This window comes from Tistrella mobilis KA081020-065, from assembly GCF_000264455.2.
GTDB lineage: Bacteria > Pseudomonadota > Alphaproteobacteria > Tistrellales > Tistrellaceae > Tistrella > Tistrella mobilis.
Genome location: NC_017956.1, coordinates 1,854,333 through 1,873,313, shown reverse-complemented (window position 1 = coordinate 1,873,313; position 18,981 = coordinate 1,854,333). Strand labels below are relative to the sequence as shown.

At 67.7% G+C, this 18,981-nt stretch carries 19 protein-coding genes and 1 tRNA gene; 5 read left to right on the top strand and 15 right to left on the bottom strand.

Annotated elements, in window-relative coordinates; genetic code table 11:
* Positions 1 to 146 precede the first annotated feature (146 nt).
* Entirely contained in the window at positions 147 to 1,169 is a 1,023-nt protein-coding gene (locus tag TMO_RS08510) for an LLM class flavin-dependent oxidoreductase (RefSeq protein ID WP_014745209.1), read from the bottom strand.
* 281 nt (positions 1,170 to 1,450) lie between these two features.
* Between TMO_RS08510 and TMO_RS08505 the strand changes: the two genes are divergently transcribed.
* Both TMO_RS08505 and TMO_RS08500 read left to right on the top strand, forming a co-directional pair.
* Positions 1,451 to 2,167, top strand: a complete 717-nt coding sequence (locus TMO_RS08505) for a DNA helicase (RefSeq protein WP_014745208.1) — start codon at positions 1,451 to 1,453, stop codon at positions 2,165 to 2,167.
* Positions 2,168 to 2,409: 242 nt separating this feature from the next.
* Positions 2,410 to 3,189: a GNAT family N-acetyltransferase gene (locus tag TMO_RS08500; RefSeq protein WP_014745207.1), complete on the top strand. Its 780-nt coding sequence runs from the start codon at positions 2,410 to 2,412 to the stop codon at positions 3,187 to 3,189.
* 264 nt (positions 3,190 to 3,453) lie between these two features.
* On the opposite strand, the gene TMO_RS08495 is transcribed toward TMO_RS08500, so the two are convergent.
* The 5 genes from TMO_RS08495 to TMO_RS29245 all read right to left on the bottom strand — a co-directional run bounded on the left by TMO_RS08495 (position 3,454) and on the right by TMO_RS29245 (position 6,739).
* Positions 3,454 to 4,056: a DUF2076 domain-containing protein gene (locus TMO_RS08495; RefSeq protein WP_014745206.1), complete on the bottom strand. Its 603-nt coding sequence runs from the start codon at positions 4,054 to 4,056 to the stop codon at positions 3,454 to 3,456.
* Between the two features lie 148 nt (positions 4,057 to 4,204).
* A complete protein-coding gene (locus tag TMO_RS08490; protein ID WP_014745205.1) occupies positions 4,205 to 4,921 on the bottom strand; it encodes a Bax inhibitor-1/YccA family protein in 717 nt (238 codons plus the stop codon).
* Between the two features lie 91 nt (positions 4,922 to 5,012).
* Positions 5,013 to 5,783: an anti-sigma factor family protein gene (locus tag TMO_RS08485; RefSeq protein ID WP_014745204.1), complete on the bottom strand. Its 771-nt coding sequence runs from the start codon at positions 5,781 to 5,783 to the stop codon at positions 5,013 to 5,015.
* Entirely contained in the window at positions 5,767 to 6,327 is a 561-nt protein-coding gene (locus TMO_RS08480; protein WP_014745203.1) for a sigma-70 family RNA polymerase sigma factor, read from the bottom strand. The genes TMO_RS08485 and TMO_RS08480 overlap by 17 nt, the downstream gene beginning before the upstream one ends.
* Before the next feature lie 70 nt (positions 6,328 to 6,397).
* Positions 6,398 to 6,739, bottom strand: a complete 342-nt coding sequence (locus tag TMO_RS29245; protein ID WP_014745202.1) for a YkvA family protein — start codon at positions 6,737 to 6,739, stop codon at positions 6,398 to 6,400.
* A 193-nt stretch (positions 6,740 to 6,932) separates the two neighbouring features.
* Here TMO_RS29245 and TMO_RS08470 point away from each other — a divergent pair, with 193 nt between their 5' ends.
* Together TMO_RS08470 and TMO_RS08465 are read left to right on the top strand one after the other, a co-directional pair.
* On the top strand, positions 6,933 to 8,120 hold the full coding sequence (locus TMO_RS08470) for an MFS transporter (RefSeq protein ID WP_014745201.1): 1,188 nt from the start codon (positions 6,933 to 6,935) through the stop codon (positions 8,118 to 8,120).
* A 61-nt stretch (positions 8,121 to 8,181) separates the two neighbouring features.
* Positions 8,182 to 8,775 carry a TetR/AcrR family transcriptional regulator gene (locus TMO_RS08465; RefSeq protein WP_014745200.1) on the top strand — a complete coding sequence of 198 codons (594 nt, stop codon included), beginning with the start codon at positions 8,182 to 8,184 and terminating at the stop codon, positions 8,773 to 8,775.
* A 2-nt stretch (positions 8,776 to 8,777) separates the two neighbouring features.
* Here TMO_RS08465 and TMO_RS08460 read toward each other — a convergent pair whose 3' ends face one another.
* The 9 genes from TMO_RS08460 to TMO_RS08420 all read right to left on the bottom strand — a co-directional run bounded on the left by TMO_RS08460 (position 8,778) and on the right by TMO_RS08420 (position 17,953).
* Positions 8,778 to 9,218: a hypothetical protein gene (locus TMO_RS08460; protein ID WP_014745199.1), complete on the bottom strand. Its 441-nt coding sequence runs from the start codon at positions 9,216 to 9,218 to the stop codon at positions 8,778 to 8,780.
* Positions 9,219 to 9,226: 8 nt separating this feature from the next.
* Complete coding sequence (locus tag TMO_RS08455) at positions 9,227 to 10,063, bottom strand: MBL fold metallo-hydrolase (protein WP_228382284.1); 837 nt, start codon at positions 10,061 to 10,063, stop codon at positions 9,227 to 9,229.
* Positions 10,064 to 10,071: 8 nt separating this feature from the next.
* Positions 10,072 to 10,878, bottom strand: coding sequence for a TatD family hydrolase (locus TMO_RS08450; RefSeq protein ID WP_014745197.1), 807 nt, complete (start codon positions 10,876 to 10,878; stop codon positions 10,072 to 10,074).
* Positions 10,879 to 10,933: 55 nt separating this feature from the next.
* On the bottom strand, positions 10,934 to 12,484 hold the full coding sequence (gene metG / locus TMO_RS08445; RefSeq protein ID WP_014745196.1) for a methionine--tRNA ligase: 1,551 nt from the start codon (positions 12,482 to 12,484) through the stop codon (positions 10,934 to 10,936).
* Between the two features lie 85 nt (positions 12,485 to 12,569).
* A complete protein-coding gene (locus TMO_RS08440) occupies positions 12,570 to 13,697 on the bottom strand; it encodes a DNA polymerase III subunit delta' (RefSeq protein ID WP_014745195.1) in 1,128 nt (375 codons plus the stop codon).
* Complete coding sequence (gene tmk / locus TMO_RS08435) at positions 13,694 to 14,371, bottom strand: dTMP kinase (protein ID WP_014745194.1); 678 nt, start codon at positions 14,369 to 14,371, stop codon at positions 13,694 to 13,696. The genes TMO_RS08440 and tmk overlap by 4 nt, the downstream gene beginning before the upstream one ends.
* 11 nt (positions 14,372 to 14,382) lie before the next feature.
* Positions 14,383 to 15,621: a D-alanyl-D-alanine carboxypeptidase family protein gene (locus tag TMO_RS08430; protein ID WP_014745193.1), complete on the bottom strand. Its 1,239-nt coding sequence runs from the start codon at positions 15,619 to 15,621 to the stop codon at positions 14,383 to 14,385.
* 73 nt (positions 15,622 to 15,694) lie between these two features.
* Entirely contained in the window at positions 15,695 to 16,672 is a 978-nt protein-coding gene (locus TMO_RS08425; RefSeq protein WP_014745192.1) for a septal ring lytic transglycosylase RlpA family protein, read from the bottom strand.
* Positions 16,673 to 16,801: 129 nt separating this feature from the next.
* Complete coding sequence (locus TMO_RS08420; RefSeq protein WP_014745191.1) at positions 16,802 to 17,953, bottom strand: lytic transglycosylase domain-containing protein; 1,152 nt, start codon at positions 17,951 to 17,953, stop codon at positions 16,802 to 16,804.
* Positions 17,954 to 18,860: 907 nt separating this feature from the next.
* Between TMO_RS08420 and TMO_RS08415 the strand changes: the two genes are divergently transcribed.
* Positions 18,861 to 18,950, top strand: a tRNA-Ser gene (locus TMO_RS08415).
* The last annotated feature ends 31 nt before the right edge of the window (positions 18,951 to 18,981 follow it).

Below are 18,981 nucleotides of genomic sequence, written 5' to 3'. Positions count from 1 at the left end.
TTTCATACCGCCGCCGCCGCCCCGGGTCCATGATGAACCACCGCAGGTCCATCTGGTGGATTTCCGCACGGGTGCAGGGCCGCCCGATGGGGCAGGCGCCTGGTAAGTCGGGCGCCCGGTGGGTCCGGCGGTCTGCGCCGCGTGGGTCAGGCGGCCTGCGCCGCCTCGGCCTTCAGCTCCGAGACGATCGAGAACGACCGACGACGCAGATCCTGGTCATAGATCGCCGCATTGATCATCACCTCATTGGCGCCGGTCAGCCCGATCAACCGGTCCAGCCCCTTGCGGACGGTCTCGCGGCCACCGATGATCGAGGCGCCGAGGAAGTCTTCCACGGCCCGGGCTTCGTGCACCGACCAGAGCGCGTCCATGTCGTCCACCGGCGGTGCCAGCGGCTGCATGTCGTTGCGGATCAGGTTCAGCACGTGCTGCTTCGCCGAGGTCGAGAGATAGTCGGCCTCTTCGTCGGTCTCGGCGGCAATCACGTTGGTGCCGATCATCGCATAGGGGGCCTGCAGCGTCTCCGACGGTTCAAAGGCCCGGCGGTAGATCGCGAGTGCTTCCAGCATGTAGCGCGGCGCGAACTGGCCCGCGAAGGCGAAGGGCAGGCCCAGCTTGCCGGCAAGGCGGGCGCTGAAATCGCTGGAGCCCAGCAGCCAGATCGGTACCTCCAGGCCTTCGCCCGGAATCGCCCGCACCCGGCGTGGCGACGAAGATTCCGGCTTGGCCAGGAAGCCGCGCAGCTCCATCAGCAGGGCAGGGAAGTCTTCCGGGCGGCCGGTCAGGTCGCGGCGCAGCGCCCGTGCGGTCAAGCCGTCGGTTCCGGGCGCCCGGCCGAGGCCCAGATCGATGCGGCCCGGATAGAGGCTCTCCAGCGTTCCGAATTGTTCGGCGACGATCAAGGGGGCGTGATTGGGCAGCATGATGCCGCCGGATCCGACGCGAATCCGGCGCGTGCCTCCGGCAATATGGCCGATGAGGATGGCGGTGGCCGAACTGGCGACCCCCGGAATGTTGTGATGCTCCGCCAGCCAATAGCGGGTATAGCCCAGCTCGTCGACATGGCGGGCCAGAGCGAGGCTGTCGGCATAGCTTTGGGCAATCGGATGGCCGGCCCTGATCGGCGACAGGTCCAGCACGGAAATCCGGGTTTGGGCAAGAAGGCTCATGGAATGCGGGCTCCCGGTCGGGTTCGGGTGGTCCGGTCTATATAAGACCGATTCGGTCGGGATTGCACCTGTCGCGTTGCATGGAGGCTGACTTGTTTATGTTGTACGCACCCGGATCAGCCGCTAGCCTGGAGATCTCAGGCCCGGCCCGGGCCTCCTCCCTCCGACCGGGAAAGCATCCGACATGCAGGGCGAATCGTGGACCGGAGATCCGGCTCGTCACGGGCAGGCCGCATGAGGAGGGGTTGCGACATCTGCCCGCGAGAGAGAAGGGCTCTCCGATGAGACTGTCTGCGCCGATTTTCCGACTGAAGCGCCATGCACGCCTGCTGTCTCGCAGCACCGGCAACCCGCTCCATCAGGCTCTGGACCATGTGGCCCGGGATGAAGGCTTTCGCAGCTGGAGCCATCTCGCCGCCGCTGCTCGTGAAGGTGCGGGCCCCGGTGCCCGGGTGTTGAACGGGCTGGTGCCCGGTGACCTGGTACTGCTTGGCGCTCGCCCGGGCCAGGGCAAGACGCTGCTTGCGCTTGAGATGGTGGCTGAAGCTGCAGTGGCGGGCCGTCAGGCCTTTTTCTTCACCCTGGACTATACCGAGCGGGACGTCGGTGAACGGATGATGGCGCCTGGTGTGGCTCAGGCCATTGCCAGTGGCCGGATCGTGATCGATACCTCCGACGAGATCTGCGCCGATCACGTCGTTGACCGGCTTCACGATGCACCGCATGGAACCCTGGCGGTGATCGACTATCTCCAGCTGCTCGATCAGCGGCGCCAGACGCCGGAACTGGGCCGGCAGGTCGACGTTCTCAAGACCTTCGCCCGGACGGCCGGCACGATCATCGTGACGATCTCCCAGATCGATCGGGCCTTCGATGCGCAGGAGCAGAGATTGCCCACGGTTGCCGATGTCCGGCTGCCCAATCCGATCGATCTGAAACTCTTCACCTGGACCTGCTTCCTCCACGATGGCGAGATACGGCTGGAGGCGGTTGCCTGACCGGAGGTCGGGACTGATCTCAGGCGCGGTTCTTGACGACCGGGGGATCTTGGCCAAAAACCGCGCCCTCCAGAATTTCATTAGAATCGCATAAGCAACATTATGGAAAATAAGACCTGAATTATGGCGGACGCTGTCATGGCCTGACATATGGTTTGGTGACCGGTGCCCGGTCTTGATGCATTCTGCCGCGCCACACTGCCAGCCAGACCCGAGGGTCGGTAAGCCATAAGGGATCGACATTGACCGACCTCCGACACGGGACAGCGATCCCCAACTGGTATCGCGCCGAGGATCATTTCTTCACGGCCATCAGCGCCCAGCATGAGGGCTTCGGGCGAGGTGTCCGGGCCTATGTCACCGGCGTGGAAACGGCGGCGCTGAACCTGCTGTCCCTGCATCTGCCGGCCGAGGCGCCGGACGCCGCGGCTGATCGTGGGGTTGCCTTCATGACCGGCGCCGGCCTGCCCTTCTCGCTCGCTTTGCCCGAAGACCGGGCGTCGGCATACGAAGCCTGGGCTGCCGGCTACGGGCTGACGCCGTCCGGGATCACGACCGCGATGACGATCGATCCGGCGAAGCGGCAACCCCGGCCGGGCGCCGTCGGCGTCGACCTTGTGGTCCGGGCCATCGATGACCTTGAGGTCTGGAGCCGCCCGTTGGCCGAAGCTTTCGGCGGCGGGCCTGAGATTTCGCGGCAGTATAGCGATCGCCACCATGCAGCCAGGCATGCCGGACATCGTCTGGTGCATCTGACCGGCTTCGTGGAGGACGAGCCGGTCTGCTCGGCGACCCTGTCCATGGCGGGCCGGATTGCGCGCCTCGACGATGTCGGCACGCTGCCGGCCCGTCAGGGGCGCGGCTATGGCAGCCGACTGGTCGCGCACGCCCTGCAGCTGGCGGAGATGCGGGGCGCCCTCGCCTGCTGTCTGGAAGCATCCGTCGACGGAACGGCGCTCTATGCCCATGCCGGCTTCGTCGAGCTGTTCCGCATCATGATCTTTGCCCGCGACGAGGCCTGAGCCGACAAAAAAATGCCGGGAAACGGTGAACCGTTTCCCGGCCAAGTCACTTCCGCATCGGCGACCGATCCGGGGGCAACCGGACCGGTTGGGCAAGGCTTCCGACCGTCAGGGCGGACGGGTCGGAAGCAGACCGGCACGAGACGTGGGCAGGGTCGAAATGGCCGTGCCGGCCGGTGTCAGCGAAGCGCCAGGGGTCTCGAGGACGACTTCGCCGAACGTCGAACCATCGGGCTGAACGGGGGCAGCCAGCCCGATGGAAAATCAGAACAATTCCTCGTCGCCGCCGAAGAAGTCGCCACCCTCGTCGGCCATCATGTCGGCCGCGGGATCGAGCTCTTCGGGCATGGCTTCGGTTGCGGCTGCCATGGCTTCATCGGGTGCGAGCATGCCGGCGATCATGTTGCCGAGCACCACGCCGCCCGCGACACCCATGGCGGTCTGGGCTGCACCCGCCAGGAACCCGCCGCCGGAACGCTGAGGCTGCGCCCCCCAGGGGGCCCCGCCCGGCTGCTGACCGTATCCCGGCTGCTGCTGGCGATAGCCCTGCTGAGTATAAGCCTGCCGGGGCTGCGGCTGCGGAGCCTGGCGGCTGCCGCCGCCGAACAGGCCCGAGAGGAAGCCACCGCCCGAGGCGGGCCGGCTGGCGAGCTGCTGCTCCAGCTCCTGGATACGGGCCTGCGCCGCATTCAGCGCATGCTCCTGGATGACGATGGTCTGCGCCATGTAGTAGGGCGAGCCGGGCTGCGCGTCGACGCGCTGACGGATGAACTGCTCTGCCTCGGCATCGCGCGCACCGGCGCTGCGTTCGACCTGGCCGAGCTTGGCAAAGAGGTCGTCGATGGCTTTGCGGTCCTGGGCGTCCATGACGTGATCTGTTCCCGTGATGACGGATGACGTGTGATGATAGTCGCAGCCTGGTGGACTTCACGCGGGACGCGAGGTGCTGGCGGCACCCCTGCCCTCCGGCACCGGGCGGAGGCCTTGAAGCCCCCTGCCCCGGCACCGGCGGCCGTCACTCCTCGCGCTGGCCGGTCAGGCTCAGCAGCAGCTGGAAGAGGTTGACGAAGTTCAGGTAAAGCGAGAACGCGCCGAACACCGCCAGCTTCTGGCTCGATTCATGGTCCCAGTTCTCGGAGTACTGCTCCTTGATCGACTGGGTGTCCCAGGCGGTCAGGCCGACGAAGACCAGCACGCCTGCCACCGAGACCACGAACTGCAGCATCGACGAGCCGATGAAGATGTTCACCAGGCTGGCGATGATCACGCCGATCAGGCCCATGACCAGGAACGAGCCGAACTTCGACAGGTCCCGCTTGGTGGTGTAGCCGTAAAGGCTGGTGGCGCCGAACATGGCGGCCGTGATGAAGAAGGTCCGGGCGATGCTGGCGCCGGTGAAGACCAGGAAGATCGACGACAGTGACAGGCCCATGACCGCACAGAAGGCCCAGAAGGCGGTCTGTGCTCCGGCAGCCGACATCTTGTGGATGCGGAACGAGAACACGAGCACGAAGGCGAGCGGCGCCAGCATCACCACCCATTTGAGCGGCGTGCTGAAGATCGGCACATAAAGTGCGGGCGTGGTGCCCACCACGAATGCGACGATGCCGGTGAGGACGAGCCCCAGGGCCATGTAGTTGTAGACCCGGAGCATGTGCCGCCGGAGGCCTTCGTCAAACGCGGCGCCCGTCTGGGCGTATGCCGCTTCGCGGGCGAAGGGTGGCAGGTTCATCTGGTGTGGTCCCCTTTGGGGGCCCGTTCCGGGCGGCATTGCCGCCGGGGGCCCTCGTCAACTCATTGCCGTTGCGTTTGCGTTCGATCGTTCAGTAGAGGCTGCGGGCCAGGCGATCCGCGGCTTTGCCGAGATCGCGCGGGTCCGCGACAGAGGCGGTCAGGACATAGGCCTGATCGCCGATCTGCCAGAAGGCGGCCGCCTCGTCTTCCGCCTTCACTTCCTGCGGCCAGGAGACGTCGAACTCGTCGACCCTGACCGCGAAGAGCGACATCCGTCCGAGTTTCCGGTCCTCGATCGTCATCTCAACGCTCGGGCCGTCATTGGACGGAAAAACCTGGACATCGATCACCCGCCAGTCTTCCGGCAGAACCGGCAGGGAAATGCGCGTGGCCTGGCGGATTTCCTGGGCGTCGAAGGCTGCCGCCGTCGGCGCGGACACCATGCCGTGACGAAGCATCGCCACCCGATGCGCCATCAGCGCCTCGTCTACGAAGCCCGGCGGCGTGGGGGCCGCCTCGCTGGTCGAGATGCCACCGAACTGGGCATGGGCCGCCCAGCCGATCGACAGCAGGGCAACCACCGCTGCCGCCCGCTGCATCCGACGCATCACGCCGGTAAAGGCCAGACCGCGTTCCACACGCCGCGCCGCATCGATGAGCCGTGGCGACGGACGGCCCTGGGCGCCACCGAAGGCGATCCGGAGCGCATCGCGGGTGCGCAGATCGGCCATCACCTGCGCCGCCACCTCGGGATGACGAGACAGGTAATCCTCAACCTCCATCCGCCGCGCAATGTCGAGCTGTCCGTCGACATAGGCATGCAGATCGAAATCGGGCAGGCGCTCAGTCGGTGCCGTCATCCGACCCTCCAACGATTCGGAGCTTTGGCGGGGAACCGGCGGTCCGCGCCGCTGCGGGCCCGGCCTCGTCGAGCGCCCGAAGGGCGGCCCGCGCGCGGCCGATCCGCGACATCAATGTTCCGACCGGCACGTCGAGCGCTGCCGCCGCTTCCTGGTAGGACAACCCTTCGATCGCCACCAGATGCAGCGCTTCGCGCTGCTCGTCGGGGAGCTGCAGGAATGCCCGCCGCACCTCGTCCAGCCGGACCGCGCCGTCCTGGGCCGGTTCCGCATGCAGCGGTTCCAGCTCGGCCGAGCGCTCCTCGCGGGTCTGACGCGCCAGCCGCGCGCGCCGGGCGGAGACGAAGGTGTTGTGCACGATCGCCAGCAGCCAGCCCTTCAGATTGCCGCCGCTGCGAAAGCTGCCCCGCTTTTCATAGGCACGGACCAGCGCGTCGTGCACGAGATCCTCGGCATCCGCCTCGTCGCGGGTCAGCACCCGGGCATAACGCCGAAGCGCCCCCAGTTCCCCAACCACATCGAAGCCGTTGCGTATCGTGCCCATATCCCGTAGACGCAGCGACGGCCGGGTTTCATCCCGGCCGTCGTATTTTTTCGGAATTTTTTTGACCCGGTCAGTTGCGGGTCCAGCGGGGCTCCCGCGCCGGCTCCGACGGCCGGCCGAACCAGCGGTCGAACAGCCGGTTCACCCGGCCGCGATGGTCGTCCAGGACCTCGGGCGGCGTTCGCCGCTCGGCCCAGCGCAAGCCGAAACTCACCACGGCGATATCGTCCAGAATGCCGAAGATCATCAGCACATCGGGGATGAGGTCGAGCGGGCTCACCACATAGGCGAGCACGCCGATCACAGCGGCCCTGGCCGCCCAGCTCTGACGGCGGTCACGGATGCTGGAGACCAGGGCAAGGGCATCGCGCCCGAGCAGGGCAGCGACGCGGAACAGGCGCAGTCGGGCCATGGCTGGCTGCGTCTCCCATTCGAAAGGGGCGGCGAAGGATTCGGCCGCCCGGCGGGGGCGTGCCCCGGCGCTCTTCACATGGGAACGGCGGACCGCCTTGCCAAGATCCCGGCCCCCGCCCCTGCTTTCCCCTTGTGCGACCGACCGTCTCAGGCGCATATCTTAACAACGATAAGATTGGAGGATATGCCTCATGACCATGCAGTCCGATTCCGCGCCGGCAGCCGATCGGCGCCTGATCCTGCTTCTCGCCGGCATGGCCGGCCTTGGGGAGTTTGCCGCCACGGCCTGGCTGCCGGCCCTGCCGGCCGTGGCGAATGATCTGGGGGTCGGCCTTGGGACCGTTCAGGCGACGGTGACCGCGGGTCTGGTCGCCTTCGCCCTCGCCAACCCGATCCTGGGGCCGCTTTCCGACCGCATCGGGCGTCGTCGGGTGCTGGTGCCGGGATTTGCGGCATACCTTGTCGGCTGTGTGATCGCGATGGCGGCACCTTCGGCGATCTGGCTGATTCTGGCGCGCATTCTTCAGGCCGTCGGTGCCTGTGCCGGACTTGTGGTCGGCCGCGCAATCGCCCGTGACCGTCATGACGGGGCGGCGCTGACGCGGATCATGGCTCTGATCACCCTGGTCTTCTCGGTCGCTCCGGTGGCGGCGCCGCTGATCGGCGGACTTCTGACCGATGGCGTCGGCTGGCGGGCGATCTTCCTGGTCGCATTCGTCTATGCCGCCCTGCTGCTGCCGCTTCTGCACCGGTTGCCTGAAACGCGGCCGTCGGGCACCGCCGCCACGCCGATCACTGCCCTGCCGCGCAGCTATGCCGGAATGCTGCGCGAGCCGGGCATCGGTACTGCCCTTGCCGGCAGCGCGCTGCTTCTTGCGGCGCTGTTCGTCTTTCTGGTTGGGGCGCCTGCGATTTTCGTGCAGGGCCTGGGGCTGGGCGCATCGGTGGTCGGCACGTTTCCGCTGCTCACCATGGGTGGGTTCGTCATCGGGACCGTGCTTGCCGCGCGGCTGGCAGATCGCATGCGTCCGCGCGGTCTGATGCGGGTCGGCGCCGGCATCGCCGTTGCCGGTACGCTCGCCATGCTCACCCTTCCGGTGGCTCCGCTACCGACGCTTGCCGCCATGGCGATCTTCGATCTGGGGCTCGGTCTGGTGCTGCCCGTGGTCGGCAGCACGGTGATGACGGCCTTTTCCAGCCGGGCCGGTCTGGCATCGGGATTGATCGGCCTTGTTCAGATCACCGGTGGAGCCTTGGGGGCCGGCCTGGTGCCTGCGGTCGGCGGGCCGGCCGAACTGGCCGTTCCTGCCCTTATGAGCGGTCTCGCCGGTGTCGCCTGCCTCTGCTTTCTGGCCAGAGACGCGGGCGGAAGCCGTTGAACAATCGGCTGGCCCTGATCACTATGGCCGTGCAGTGCTGTCAGCGTCACGGAAAGGGCCGATGGCCAAGGCCAGATATCATCACGGCGACCTCCCCAGAATGCTGGTCGAGGCGGCGATCGTTCATCTTAAGGACCACGACGCCTCGACCCTGGGGCTGAGGCCGCTTGCCAAGGTGGTCGGGGTGTCCGAGGCGGCCCCCTACCACCATTTCGCCGACCGGCGTGCGTTCGAGCATGCGGTGATGATCGAGGGCTATGCCCTGCTCCGGGCGCGCTGTCTGGCCGTGGCACCCCAATCGCTACGCGACCTGCTGGATGCCTATGTCGGCTTCGCCGTGGAGCATCCCAATCTCTTCCGGCTGATCCACCGCTCGGGCGAGGCCCGTGATCCCGCCAATGCAGCGCTTGCGGCCGCGTCGGAAGCCGCCTTCGCCCCATTGCTTGCGGAAGTGCGCCGTCGGGCGCAGATGGCCGGAGTTTGCGAGGCGGATCGGATCGGCTTTCTGGCCCTGATGGTCTGGACCCAGGTTCACGGCCTTGCCGAGGTCGTGATCTCGGATTTCCTGCGGCTTGGTGCCGACGGCGCGAGCTTCAGGGAGCGCGCCTATGCCTATATCGAGGCCGGGCTTCGCACGGCGCTGACCGCTGACTGAGATCAGCTCCGCCGCTTGCGGGCCCGGTCGTCATTGCGGCGCCTGCGCGGCGCATCGGTCTGGACCGGCCTCGTTCCGCCCTTCCGGCTTCCGCCCGGCCGGCTTTCGCCCTTCCGGCCCGTATCCTGCAGGGCGGTATCCCGTGCCTTCCCTCGCGCCTGCCAGGCAGAGCGCAGCCCGAACACGGCCATGCCGCCGGCGATGGTGAGCAGGGTTGCCGAGGCGATGACCATCCCGAACGTGTCGCCGGTGAGGGCCTCGTCGAAGCCGTAACGATAGACCAGCCCCCGGAACAGGCCGAAGAACAGTCCGCCCGCGACAAGCATCCAGAGCAGCTTGTGGAGCGGCCGGTCAGTCTGCCAGCCCAGCACGGCACACAGGATCCAGAGGATCGGGTCCCGCAGCGTGCCGAGGAAGATGGTCTTGATGATCAGGGGATCCATAATGCTGCTCACCCTTCTTCGGTCTCATAGGCCAGCTCGACCGCCAGGCCGTCGAAGGCGGGCTCGATGCCCTCGGGCAGTTTCGCTGCCAGTGCCGCATGGCCCATTTCGTGGTTCATATGGGTGAGCAATGCCCGTTCGGGCGCCACCCGGTCGATCCAGCTCAGGGTCTGGTTCAACCAGGAATGGGTCATGTGCGGCCGTTCGCGCAGGCAGTCGACGATCCACAGCCGGGTGCCGGCCAGTACATCGAAGGCGGCATCGTCGAGCGCATTCACATCGGTCGAATAGGCGATCGGTCCGAAGCGAAAGCCGAGGCTGGTGATCCGGCCATGGGTTTGTGGAAAGGCCTCGATGCGGATATCGCCGACCGTGAACACGGCATCCTGCGCGATCCGCATGGCCTCGGCCGTCGGCGGATAGAGCGGGTTTGGTTTGGCCGGGTTCGGGAAGACGTAGCGAAAGCCGTCGAACAGCCGATCGATGGTGAAATCGTCGCCATAGACCGGCGTCGGCCGGTCGGTCCGGAAGGCGAAAGGCCGCAGATCGTCGATGCCGTGGATATGGTCGGCATGAGCATGGGTGTAGAGCACCGCGTCCAACCGGTCGACCCGCTCCGTCAGCATCTGGTCGCGGAAATCCGGCCCGGTATCGACCACGATCCGGGTGGTCGCGGTCTCGACCATGATCGAGGCACGACGACGGCGGTCGCGCGGATCGGACGACAGGCAGACCGGACAGCCACAGCCCACCACCGGCACGCCCGCAGACGTGCCCGACCCCAGCACCACCACGCGGATCCGCCCGGGGGCGGGCGGTGTGCGCGGGTCAGGGTGCGGGGGCATCGGCGACATCACGCTCCGGTGGCCCCCGTCGCGGCAGGACGGATCGCCTTGGAGAACAGGCGGTAGAAATTGTCGGTGGTGACCGTTCCTAACTCGTCCGCCGTCACCTCCTTCAGCCCGGCCAGGAAGGCGGCGGTATGGGCGACGAAGGCCGGCTCGTTGCGCTTGCCGCGCTTCGGCACCGGCGCCAGATAGGGGGCGTCGGTTTCGACCAGCAGCCGGTCCAGCGGCACGCGCTTTACGGTCTGGCGCAGTTCCTCGGCATTGCGGAAGGTGATGATGCCCGAGATGGAGATGGACATCCCCATCTCGAGTGCCGCATCCGCCAGGCGGTCGGTCCCCGTGAAGCAATGGATCAGGCCCGGAAAGGCCCCCTTCCCCATCTGCCGGGTCAGCACGTCGATGGTGTCGTCATCGGCATCGCGGGTGTGGATGATCACCGGCAGCCCGGTGGCGCGGGCGGCCTCGCAATGGGCCTCGAAGGTCCGGATCTGGTCCTCGCGCGGGCTCTTGCCGTAATAGTAGTCGAGCCCGGTCTCGCCGATGCCGATCACCCTGGCATCAGGGGCGGCCAGGCCGATCAGCGTCTCCGCCGCGACCGGCCCCTCGGGGCCGGCCTCGTGCGGATGAATGCCGACGGAGCACCAGACATCGTCATGGGCTTCCGCCACAGCCCGCACCCGCTCGTAAGTGGAAAGCCGGGTGGAGATGGTCTGGAAGGCGATCACGCCCGAGGCGCGGGCCGCGTCGAGTACGGCATCGAGTTCCTCGGCAAAATCGGGGAAATCGAGATGGCAGTGGCTGTCGACCAGCATGTGACCCGTCTTCGTTCCGGATGATCGGTCGGCTGCGCGTCTCTTCGCGGATGCGTCAGCCTTCAGTCTTCGCAGTCGTGTCGATGCGCGGGAAGATCGGCTGCGGCGCCCCGATCTCGCGGCCGGGCAACAGAGCGTGCTTGGTGCCCAGTGCCGTGAAGCTGCGATCGGCGGCATCGACCTTCAGGAAGTCCAGGATGCGCGCTGCCGAGGTCGGCAGGAAGGGCTGCACCACGATCGCCAGATGGCGGATGGTCTCCATCAGGATATAGAGCACCCGGTTCATCGCATCCGGATCGGTCTTGCGCAGCGTCCACGGCGCCTCGCGATCGATATAGCGATTGGCGGCGCCGACGGTGGCCCAGATTTCTTCCAGCGCCTTGTTGTAGGCCTGGGCGGTCACCAGCGGGCGCACGCGGCTGATCAGGTTGTGGGCCTCGGCGATCAACGGCTCCTGGGCGAGCATGGCGGCATCGACGCCGGGGCTCGGCACCTTGCCCGCGCAGTTCTTGGTCACCATCGACAGCACGCGCTGCACCAGGTTGCCGAAATCATTGGCGAGATCGTTGTTGATCCGCCCGATCATCGCCTGGCGCGAGAAGTCGCCATCATTGCCGAAGGGCACTTCGCGGAGCAGGAAATAGCGGGTCTGGTCCAGGCCATAGGTCGACACCAGGTCGTGCGGATCGACCGTGTTGCCCAGGCTCTTGGACATCTTCTCGCCTTCGATCGTCCACCAGCCATGGGCGAACACCCGGCGCGGCGGGGTCAGGCCGGCAGCCATCAGGAAGGCCGGCCAGTAGACGGCATGGAAGCGGACGATGTCCTTGCCGACGGTATGATGCACGGTCGGCCAGAAGGTCTTGAAACGCTCGTCCGAGGTGTCGGGATAGCCGATCGCGGTCAGATAGTTGGTGAGCGCATCGATCCAGACATACATCACATGGGCCGGATCGCCCGGCACAGGCACGCCCCACGAGAAGGTGGTCCGCGACACCGACAGGTCGTTGAGCCCGCTGCGGATGAAGCTCAGCACCTCGTTGCGCCGGCCGACCGGCTGAATGGCGTCGGGGTTGCGCTCGTAATGCGCCAGCAGCTTCTCGCCCCAGGCCGAAAGCCGGAAGAAGTAGCTGGGCTCCTCCACCCATTCCACCTCGGCGCCGGTCGGGGCCTTGCCGTTGACCAGCTCGCTTTCCTGATAGAAGGCTTCGTCGCGGACCGAATACCAGCCGGCATAGGAGCCGAGATAGATCTCGCCCTTGTCGACCAGGGTCTTCCACAGCGCCTGACAGGCTTCGCGGTGACGGGGCTCGGTGGTGCGGATGAAATCGTCATTGCTGACGTTCAGCAGACCGGTCAGTTCGCGAAAGCGCTCAGACACCTCGTCGGTAAAAGCCTGCGGGTCGACCCCCTTCAGCTCGGCCGATTTGGCGACCTTCTGGCCATGTTCGTCCGTGCCGGTCAGGAACATCACCCGCTTGCCGTCCAGACGCATGAACCGGGCCAGCACGTCGCACGAGATCGTCGTGTAGGCGTGTCCGATATGGGGCTTGTCGTTGACGTAATAGATCGGCGTCGTGACGTAGAAGGCGTCGGCCGCGGACATCGGGCGTCTCCGGACAGGGGAGGGCCGGCCGCTCACGGGGTCGCGGGGCCGGGTCGGTCTCATCTCGGCATCGTGTACGGCGTCGTCAACCGCTCGCCGCCGCGAACTCGGCAACGACGGTGATCAGCACCTGCTTGCGGTCGAGATTTGCGGAGAGCGCCTGGCGGAGCCGCGCGCTCAACCTATCCCACAGCTCGACCCATTGTTCAAGGGGACGCGCCCCGGCCAGACGCGCGGCCAGGCGCGCCTCGCCGGGGATCACCTCCCGGTCGATCCCGCCCGCGCGTGCATGGGCGCGCAGCCAGCGGGCCATCCACCAGCCCCAGGCCTCGACCAGGGTCTCGTAGGCCTCCAGCGCATCGGGTCGGCCCACCGCCTCCCCCAGCGCAATCAGGGCCTTCCAGTCCGGCAACGGCCGGCCGGTGTCGAGGCAGGCGATCAGGGCGGCCAGCAGTTCGGGCCCCTGCCCCTGTGCGAGCGTCAAGGCGCGGCCGGGCGCGCCTTCCGCCATCGCCCGGGCGACGGCGCGCCGTGATGGCGCAAGTTCCGGCAGGCGCGCCGTCAGAAAGCGCTCCATCCGCGCATCGTCGAGCGGCGCCAGCGCCAGCCGTCGGGCGCGGGAGCGGATGGTGGGCAGCAGCCGGCCGGGCGCATGGGCGACCATCAGGATCAGCGCCTGCGCCGGCGGTTCCTCCAGCAACTTCAGCACCGAATTGGCGGCATTGCGGTTCATCTCGTCGGCGGCATCGATGATCACCACCCGCCAGCCGCCGGCGGCCGATGTCTGGCCCAGAAACGGTCGAAGTTCCCGGGCCTCGCCCACGGTGATCTCGGTGCGCGGGCGGCCCCGGTCGTCCACCCCGCGTTCCAGCACCAGCAGGTCGGGATGACTGCCGGCCGCGATCCGCCGGGCGGCCGGATGCTCGGCGGAGATGTCGAGACTTGCAGGCGGTGTCGCGGGATCGAAGAGCGGCGGGCCGCCGAACAGCCCGGCACCCTCGGTCGCGGCCCGGGCGGCATCCTCGGTGGTCGCCAGCACGAAGCGGGCGATGCGATAGGCAAGCGTCGCCTTGCCCAGCCCGCGCGGCCCGGTGATCATCCAGGCATGGGCCAGACGGCCGCCGTTCCAGGCCTCCAGAAAGCCGCGTTCCGCAGCCTCGTGCCCCACAAGCTGTGGTGTGAACCGCGGATGGCCCGAGATGGCCTCGCTCATGCCGGCACATCCCGGCCAGGAGCCAGGCGACCGGTCACAATATCGCGAATGGCTGCCTCGACCGCGTCGATATCGGCGGTGGCATCCACGACCGCGCATCTTGCGGGCTCTGCTGCGGCGATGGCCAGAAAGGCCTGTCGCAGCGCCTGATGGAAATCGATCCCCATGCGCTCGAACCGGTCTTCGCCCGTGCCGGGCGCCGCGGGGGCCGCGGTTTCGATCCGCCGCCCGGCGCGGGCCAGGCCGGTTTCGGGCGGAAGATCCAGGATCACGGTCAGATCCGGCATCAGCCCGTCCAGCACCCAGGCTTCAAGCGTCGCGATGACGGCGGGGTCGAGCCCGCGGGCGCCGCCCTGATAGGCGCGGGTGCTGTCGATGAAGCGGTCGGAAATCACCCAGAGCCCGGCATCGAGCGCCGGGCGGATGGTCTGCTCGACATGATTGCGCCGGGCGGCGGCGAGCAGCAGGGTTTCCGACAGCACGTCCCAGCGGGCGACATCTCCCTGGGTCAGCAGCGGCCGGATCGCCTCGGCGCCGGCCGCACCTCCCGGTTCGCGGGTTTCGACCACATCGATCCCCTGCCCGCGCAGATGCCGCGCCAGACGGCGAAGCTGGGTGGACTTGCCACCCCCCTCCCCGCCTTCCAGGGTGATGAAGCGGCCGGTCGCCGTCACGATCCGCCTCATCACTGCTGCGTCTGGGATTCGGCGTTGCCGGCAGCACCCGAAACGAAATGTGAGATGGCAGCCAGGATCCGGCCGACCGGTCCGGCCTCGGCCACGTTCTGGCCGGCAACCAGCGGCACCGAAAGCGGCTCGACGCCGGGCACGTCGACCACCAGCTTCGCGATCTCCTGACCCTGGGCGATCGGTGCCTGGATCGGACCCTCATAGACCACCTTGGCAGCCAGATTGTCGCGATCGGCCACCGGCAGGGTGACGACCAGATCCCGCGCCGGTACCAGCGGCACGGTGCCCTGATCGCCCAGCCAGACCTCGGCGCTCTCCACCACCTCGCCGGCGGAGAACAGCTTGCGGTTCTCGAATTCGCGCATGCCCCAGGACAGCAGCCGCTCGCCCTCGTTGGAGCGTTCGTTGACGTTGCCGAGGCCGTTCACGACCATGATCAGCCGCCGGTCGCCCTGCTTCATCGATGCGGTCAGACCGTAGCCGCCGGCTTCGGTGTGGCCGGTCTTCATGCCGTCGACGCCGATATCCTTGTAAAGCAGCGGGTTGCGGTTGCCCTGCTTGATGCCGTTATAGGTGTATTCGGTCTCGGAATAGAATTTATAGAACTCGGGGAAGTCGTCGATGATCCGCCGGGCGAGCGTCGAAAGGTCGCGGGCCGTCATATAATGCTCGGGATCGGGCCAGCCCGAGGCATTCATGAAGTGGCTGCCGGTCATGCCCAACTCGCGGGCCTTTTCGTTCATCAGCCGTGCGAAGGCCTCTTCGCTGCCGGCCAGGCCTTCGGCCACCACGACGCAGGCGTCGTTGCCGGACTGGACGATGATGCCCTGGATCAGGTCCTGAACCTTCACCCGGGTGTTCACCTCCACGAACATCTTGGAGCCGCCCATCCGCCAGGCGCGTTCGCTGACCGGGAAGGCGTCGTCCATCGACACCCGGCCTTCCTTGATGCGCTCGAACAGGATGTAGGCGGTCATCAGCTTGCTCATCGACGACGGCGCCATGCGCTCGTCGGCGTTCTTGGCGTAGAGCACGGCACCGGTGGTGTCGTCGAGCAGGATGGCCTGCTTGGCGGCGCTTTCGAAATGGGGGGCGGCGGCAAGCGCCGTCCCGGAAGCCAGCACCGACGCCAGCAGGGCGATACCGGCGCTCATCCGTGCCGTGACGCCGCGGATGTCGCGCCGGCGGCGGGGGAACGTCGTGCCGTTGCGCAAGCTCTGTGCGATCACCGTCATGCTCTTTCGATAGCTCGTCTGCTCAGGACTTGAAGATGGACCGGCGAAGGCGGGCGACAAAGGCCCGTCGCCGTCAGTCCGTGACGATCGAGCCGCGACCGTAGCCGTCGCGGCTCAGCCGCGCCACCACCTTTTCCGCGTCGCGTGAGGCCTTGAACGGGCCGATCCGGACCCGATAGAAGCGCTGGCCGTCGACATCCGCCGGTGCGATCACCGTGTGGCCGTAGTCGAGCAGCCGGTTTTCCAGCGCGCGCGCGTTCTCGGGCTCGCGGAAGGCGCCGACCTGGACATAGGTGCGGTCCGATCCCGGCGCCGTGCGGGTACCGGCGGGCGGCGGCACCGGGGTCGCGAAGACCTCTCCTGCCGGCACGGCCTCGACCTGTTCTTCCACGATGCTCGCGGTGGCGACCACGGGCCCGCGCGGCGAGGTGGCGGGCGGGGTTGCGGTCGCCTCGGCGCCGAGCGATGCCAGCATTACGCCATCCGCCTCGGGCAGGTAGTCGAGCCCGTATTCCTCGGTGACGTTTTCGAGCCGCACCCTGGCCGTGCCCTTCTGGATCACCCCCAGCAGCTGGGCCGAGCGTTTGGACAGATCGATGACCCGGTCACCCACGAAGGGTCCGCGGTCGTTGACGCGCACGATCAGCACCCGGCCGTTTTCGAGATTGGTGACCCGCACGATCGAGGGCAGCGGCAGGGTGGTATGGGCGGCGGTCAGCGCGTTCTGGTCATAGACCTCGCCATTGGCCGTGTACTTGCCGTGGAAGGTCGGCCCGTACCAGGACGCCACGCCCTCTTCCCTGTAGCCCGGCTCGTCGGCCGGATAATACCAGCGGCCCATCACCTGATAGGGCTTGCCGATCTTCTGGTTCGGCCGGGCGGCCGAGCTTGAGGACGGCGTCGTGCCCTGCCCCACGGCCGGGGCGGACGATGTCGGCTGGGTCGGCCGCCCCGCGCAGGCGGTCAGCGCCAGCGCGGCAAGGGCCACGCCCGTGAGCATCAGCGTGCGGCGGGAAGCGCGGGCGGCGCGGCCGTCGACGGGTGGAGCCATGGACGTGTCGTCTCCCGGAGAAGTGCGGGGATGGGGATGGGCGGTGTGTCAACAACAGACGCCGCTCTGGCGGACCGTCAGGGGAAGCCGCCGCGGCGCCACGGTTTCGAACGCTGTCGGGACCGGATGTTAACGGCCGGCAATCCGGTCGGCAAGGGTGCCCACCGCGGTCGCGAAGTACTGCGAGCGGTTCCAGCGCAGGATCACCTCGTAATTCTCGGTCGCGAGATAGGCCGGGCCGTTGCGGCCGCCGGGCAGCACGATCTTCGCCGGCACGTTGCCGGTGACCGGCAGGGCGGCCCCGTCCTTGCCCGTGACGCCGGCGGCGGCCCAGGCTGCTGCCGTCCGGCTTTCGCCGTCGAGGCCGATGCGGCTGCGATCGAAGCCCTTGGGCAGTTCCACCGGCCCGCCCCAGCCGAAATTCGGGTTCCAGCCGCGCCGCGACAGATAATTGGCGGCCGAGGCAAAGACGTCCTTGCGGGTGTTCCAGATGTCCTTGCGCCCGTCGCCGTCGCCGTCGACGGCATAGGACACGAAGCTCGACGGCATGAACTGGCTCTGGCCCATGGCGCCGGCCCAGGATCCGCGCATCTCGGCGGGCGAGATATGGCCCTCGTCCAGGATCTTGAGCGCGTGCAGCAACTCGCCCCGGAAGAACTTGGCCCGCCGCCCCTCATAGGCGAGCGTTGCCAGCGAGGCGATGACCGGATAGGTGCCGGTCACCCGGCCGTAATCGGTCTCGACGCCCCAGAGCGCCACCACCACTTCGGACGGCACGCCGAAGCGCGCCTCGACATCGGCCAGATCGGCCTGGAACTCGCCACGCAGGCGCCGGCCCTGATCGATGCGCCGCTGCGGCACCACCCGGGTCATGTACTGCTCGAAGGTGATGGTCGATTCCGGCTGCGAGCGATCGAGTTCGATCACACGCGGGATCGGGGTGACGTCGCGGAAGGCGGCATCAAGAATGCCTTCCGAAATTCCCTGGGCACGCGCTTCCTTCTTCACCCCCTGAACCCAGGCATCGAAGGCCGGGTCGGCCGGGCTGACGGTGCGGGCATGGGCCAGCGAGACCGGCACCGGGGCGGCGGGCTGGGCTGGCGGCTGCGGTGCCACCACCTGCGGCTGGACCGAGGCGACCGCCTCTTCCGCGCCACGTCCGCCGCCGCAGGCGGCCAGCACCATAGCCAGGCCGGTCGCGGCCATCAGCCGTGCCACCCGCCTTTCCGGACGGATCGCGGGGCGGTGGTCGGTCGTGGGAAGGCCGGTGTCGCGGATCATGCCGATCTCCGGAATGCTCTGGGGAGGATGGTCGGGGGCGTCCTGTCGCATCCGGTTGTGCCACACGTCTTCCGCGTGCGGCAAGCCCGGCCAGGGGCTCGCGGGCCTGAATTCGTATGGTCCTGCCCCGCTTCGGGCCACCCGGTCGGTATGGTTAAAATGCCGTGAAAAAAATCGGGCGAAAAATCATCCTGCGGTCTTGCCGGCGGTGAAAACCGATCCCATCCCTAACCTACAGGAAGCAGGACGAAACCCCGAGGCCGGGACGCCCCAGAGACGGGGCCGCCGCATAAAGGCCGGGCGAGGTCGGCAGCCGTTCACGACAGGGTGACGGTCCCCGCTCTCGGACCCGTGACATCCCCGCCGGAGGTTGATTAGGCGTCCTGCACGCAAAAGCGGGCGTGCGGTTATGTGCCTGGAGTGATCCTCCACCATATGACGTCGGGCCGCCCGCATGAACGGTCGGAGTTGCAAGCGGCACACGCGCGTGCGGCTGCTCCCCGCCCGCGGCGACGGCGGCACCCGCCCGAGGGACGCGCCGTGCGGCCGCCGACCCGCCAGAGGCCGGTAAGACGGACCATGGCAGCGGTTGGCAGACCCCACGGCGTGCCATGATCCCGACGGGACCGCGACGGACCGCGCACCGGAGGAGAGCCGCAACACCCCCGCAGAGGCGGCAGGGTACCTCAGGAGCAGGCGCGCGGCTCGCCCCGTCCGACTGTCGGGCCCGGCGGCGTCGGGTCCCGGGGGACTTTCCCGTCCACCCCGCCCCGACGCCGCCGGCGCTCTCTCCGCTCCACCTGCCCGTCATGTACCGCACAGGCCAGGCGTTTTCGCACCGCGCCTGCGTTGGCCTGCGTTCGCACGTCTTGCCGCCCCCCTCGCCTTCTGCTACCCATGTCGAACCGGATGGGTGGCCGAGCGGTTTAAGGCACCGGTCTTGAAAACCGGCGTGGGGTCATGCCCACCGTGGGTTCGAATCCCACCCCATCCGCCATACCGCCGATTGCCGTATAAATGGACAGGGT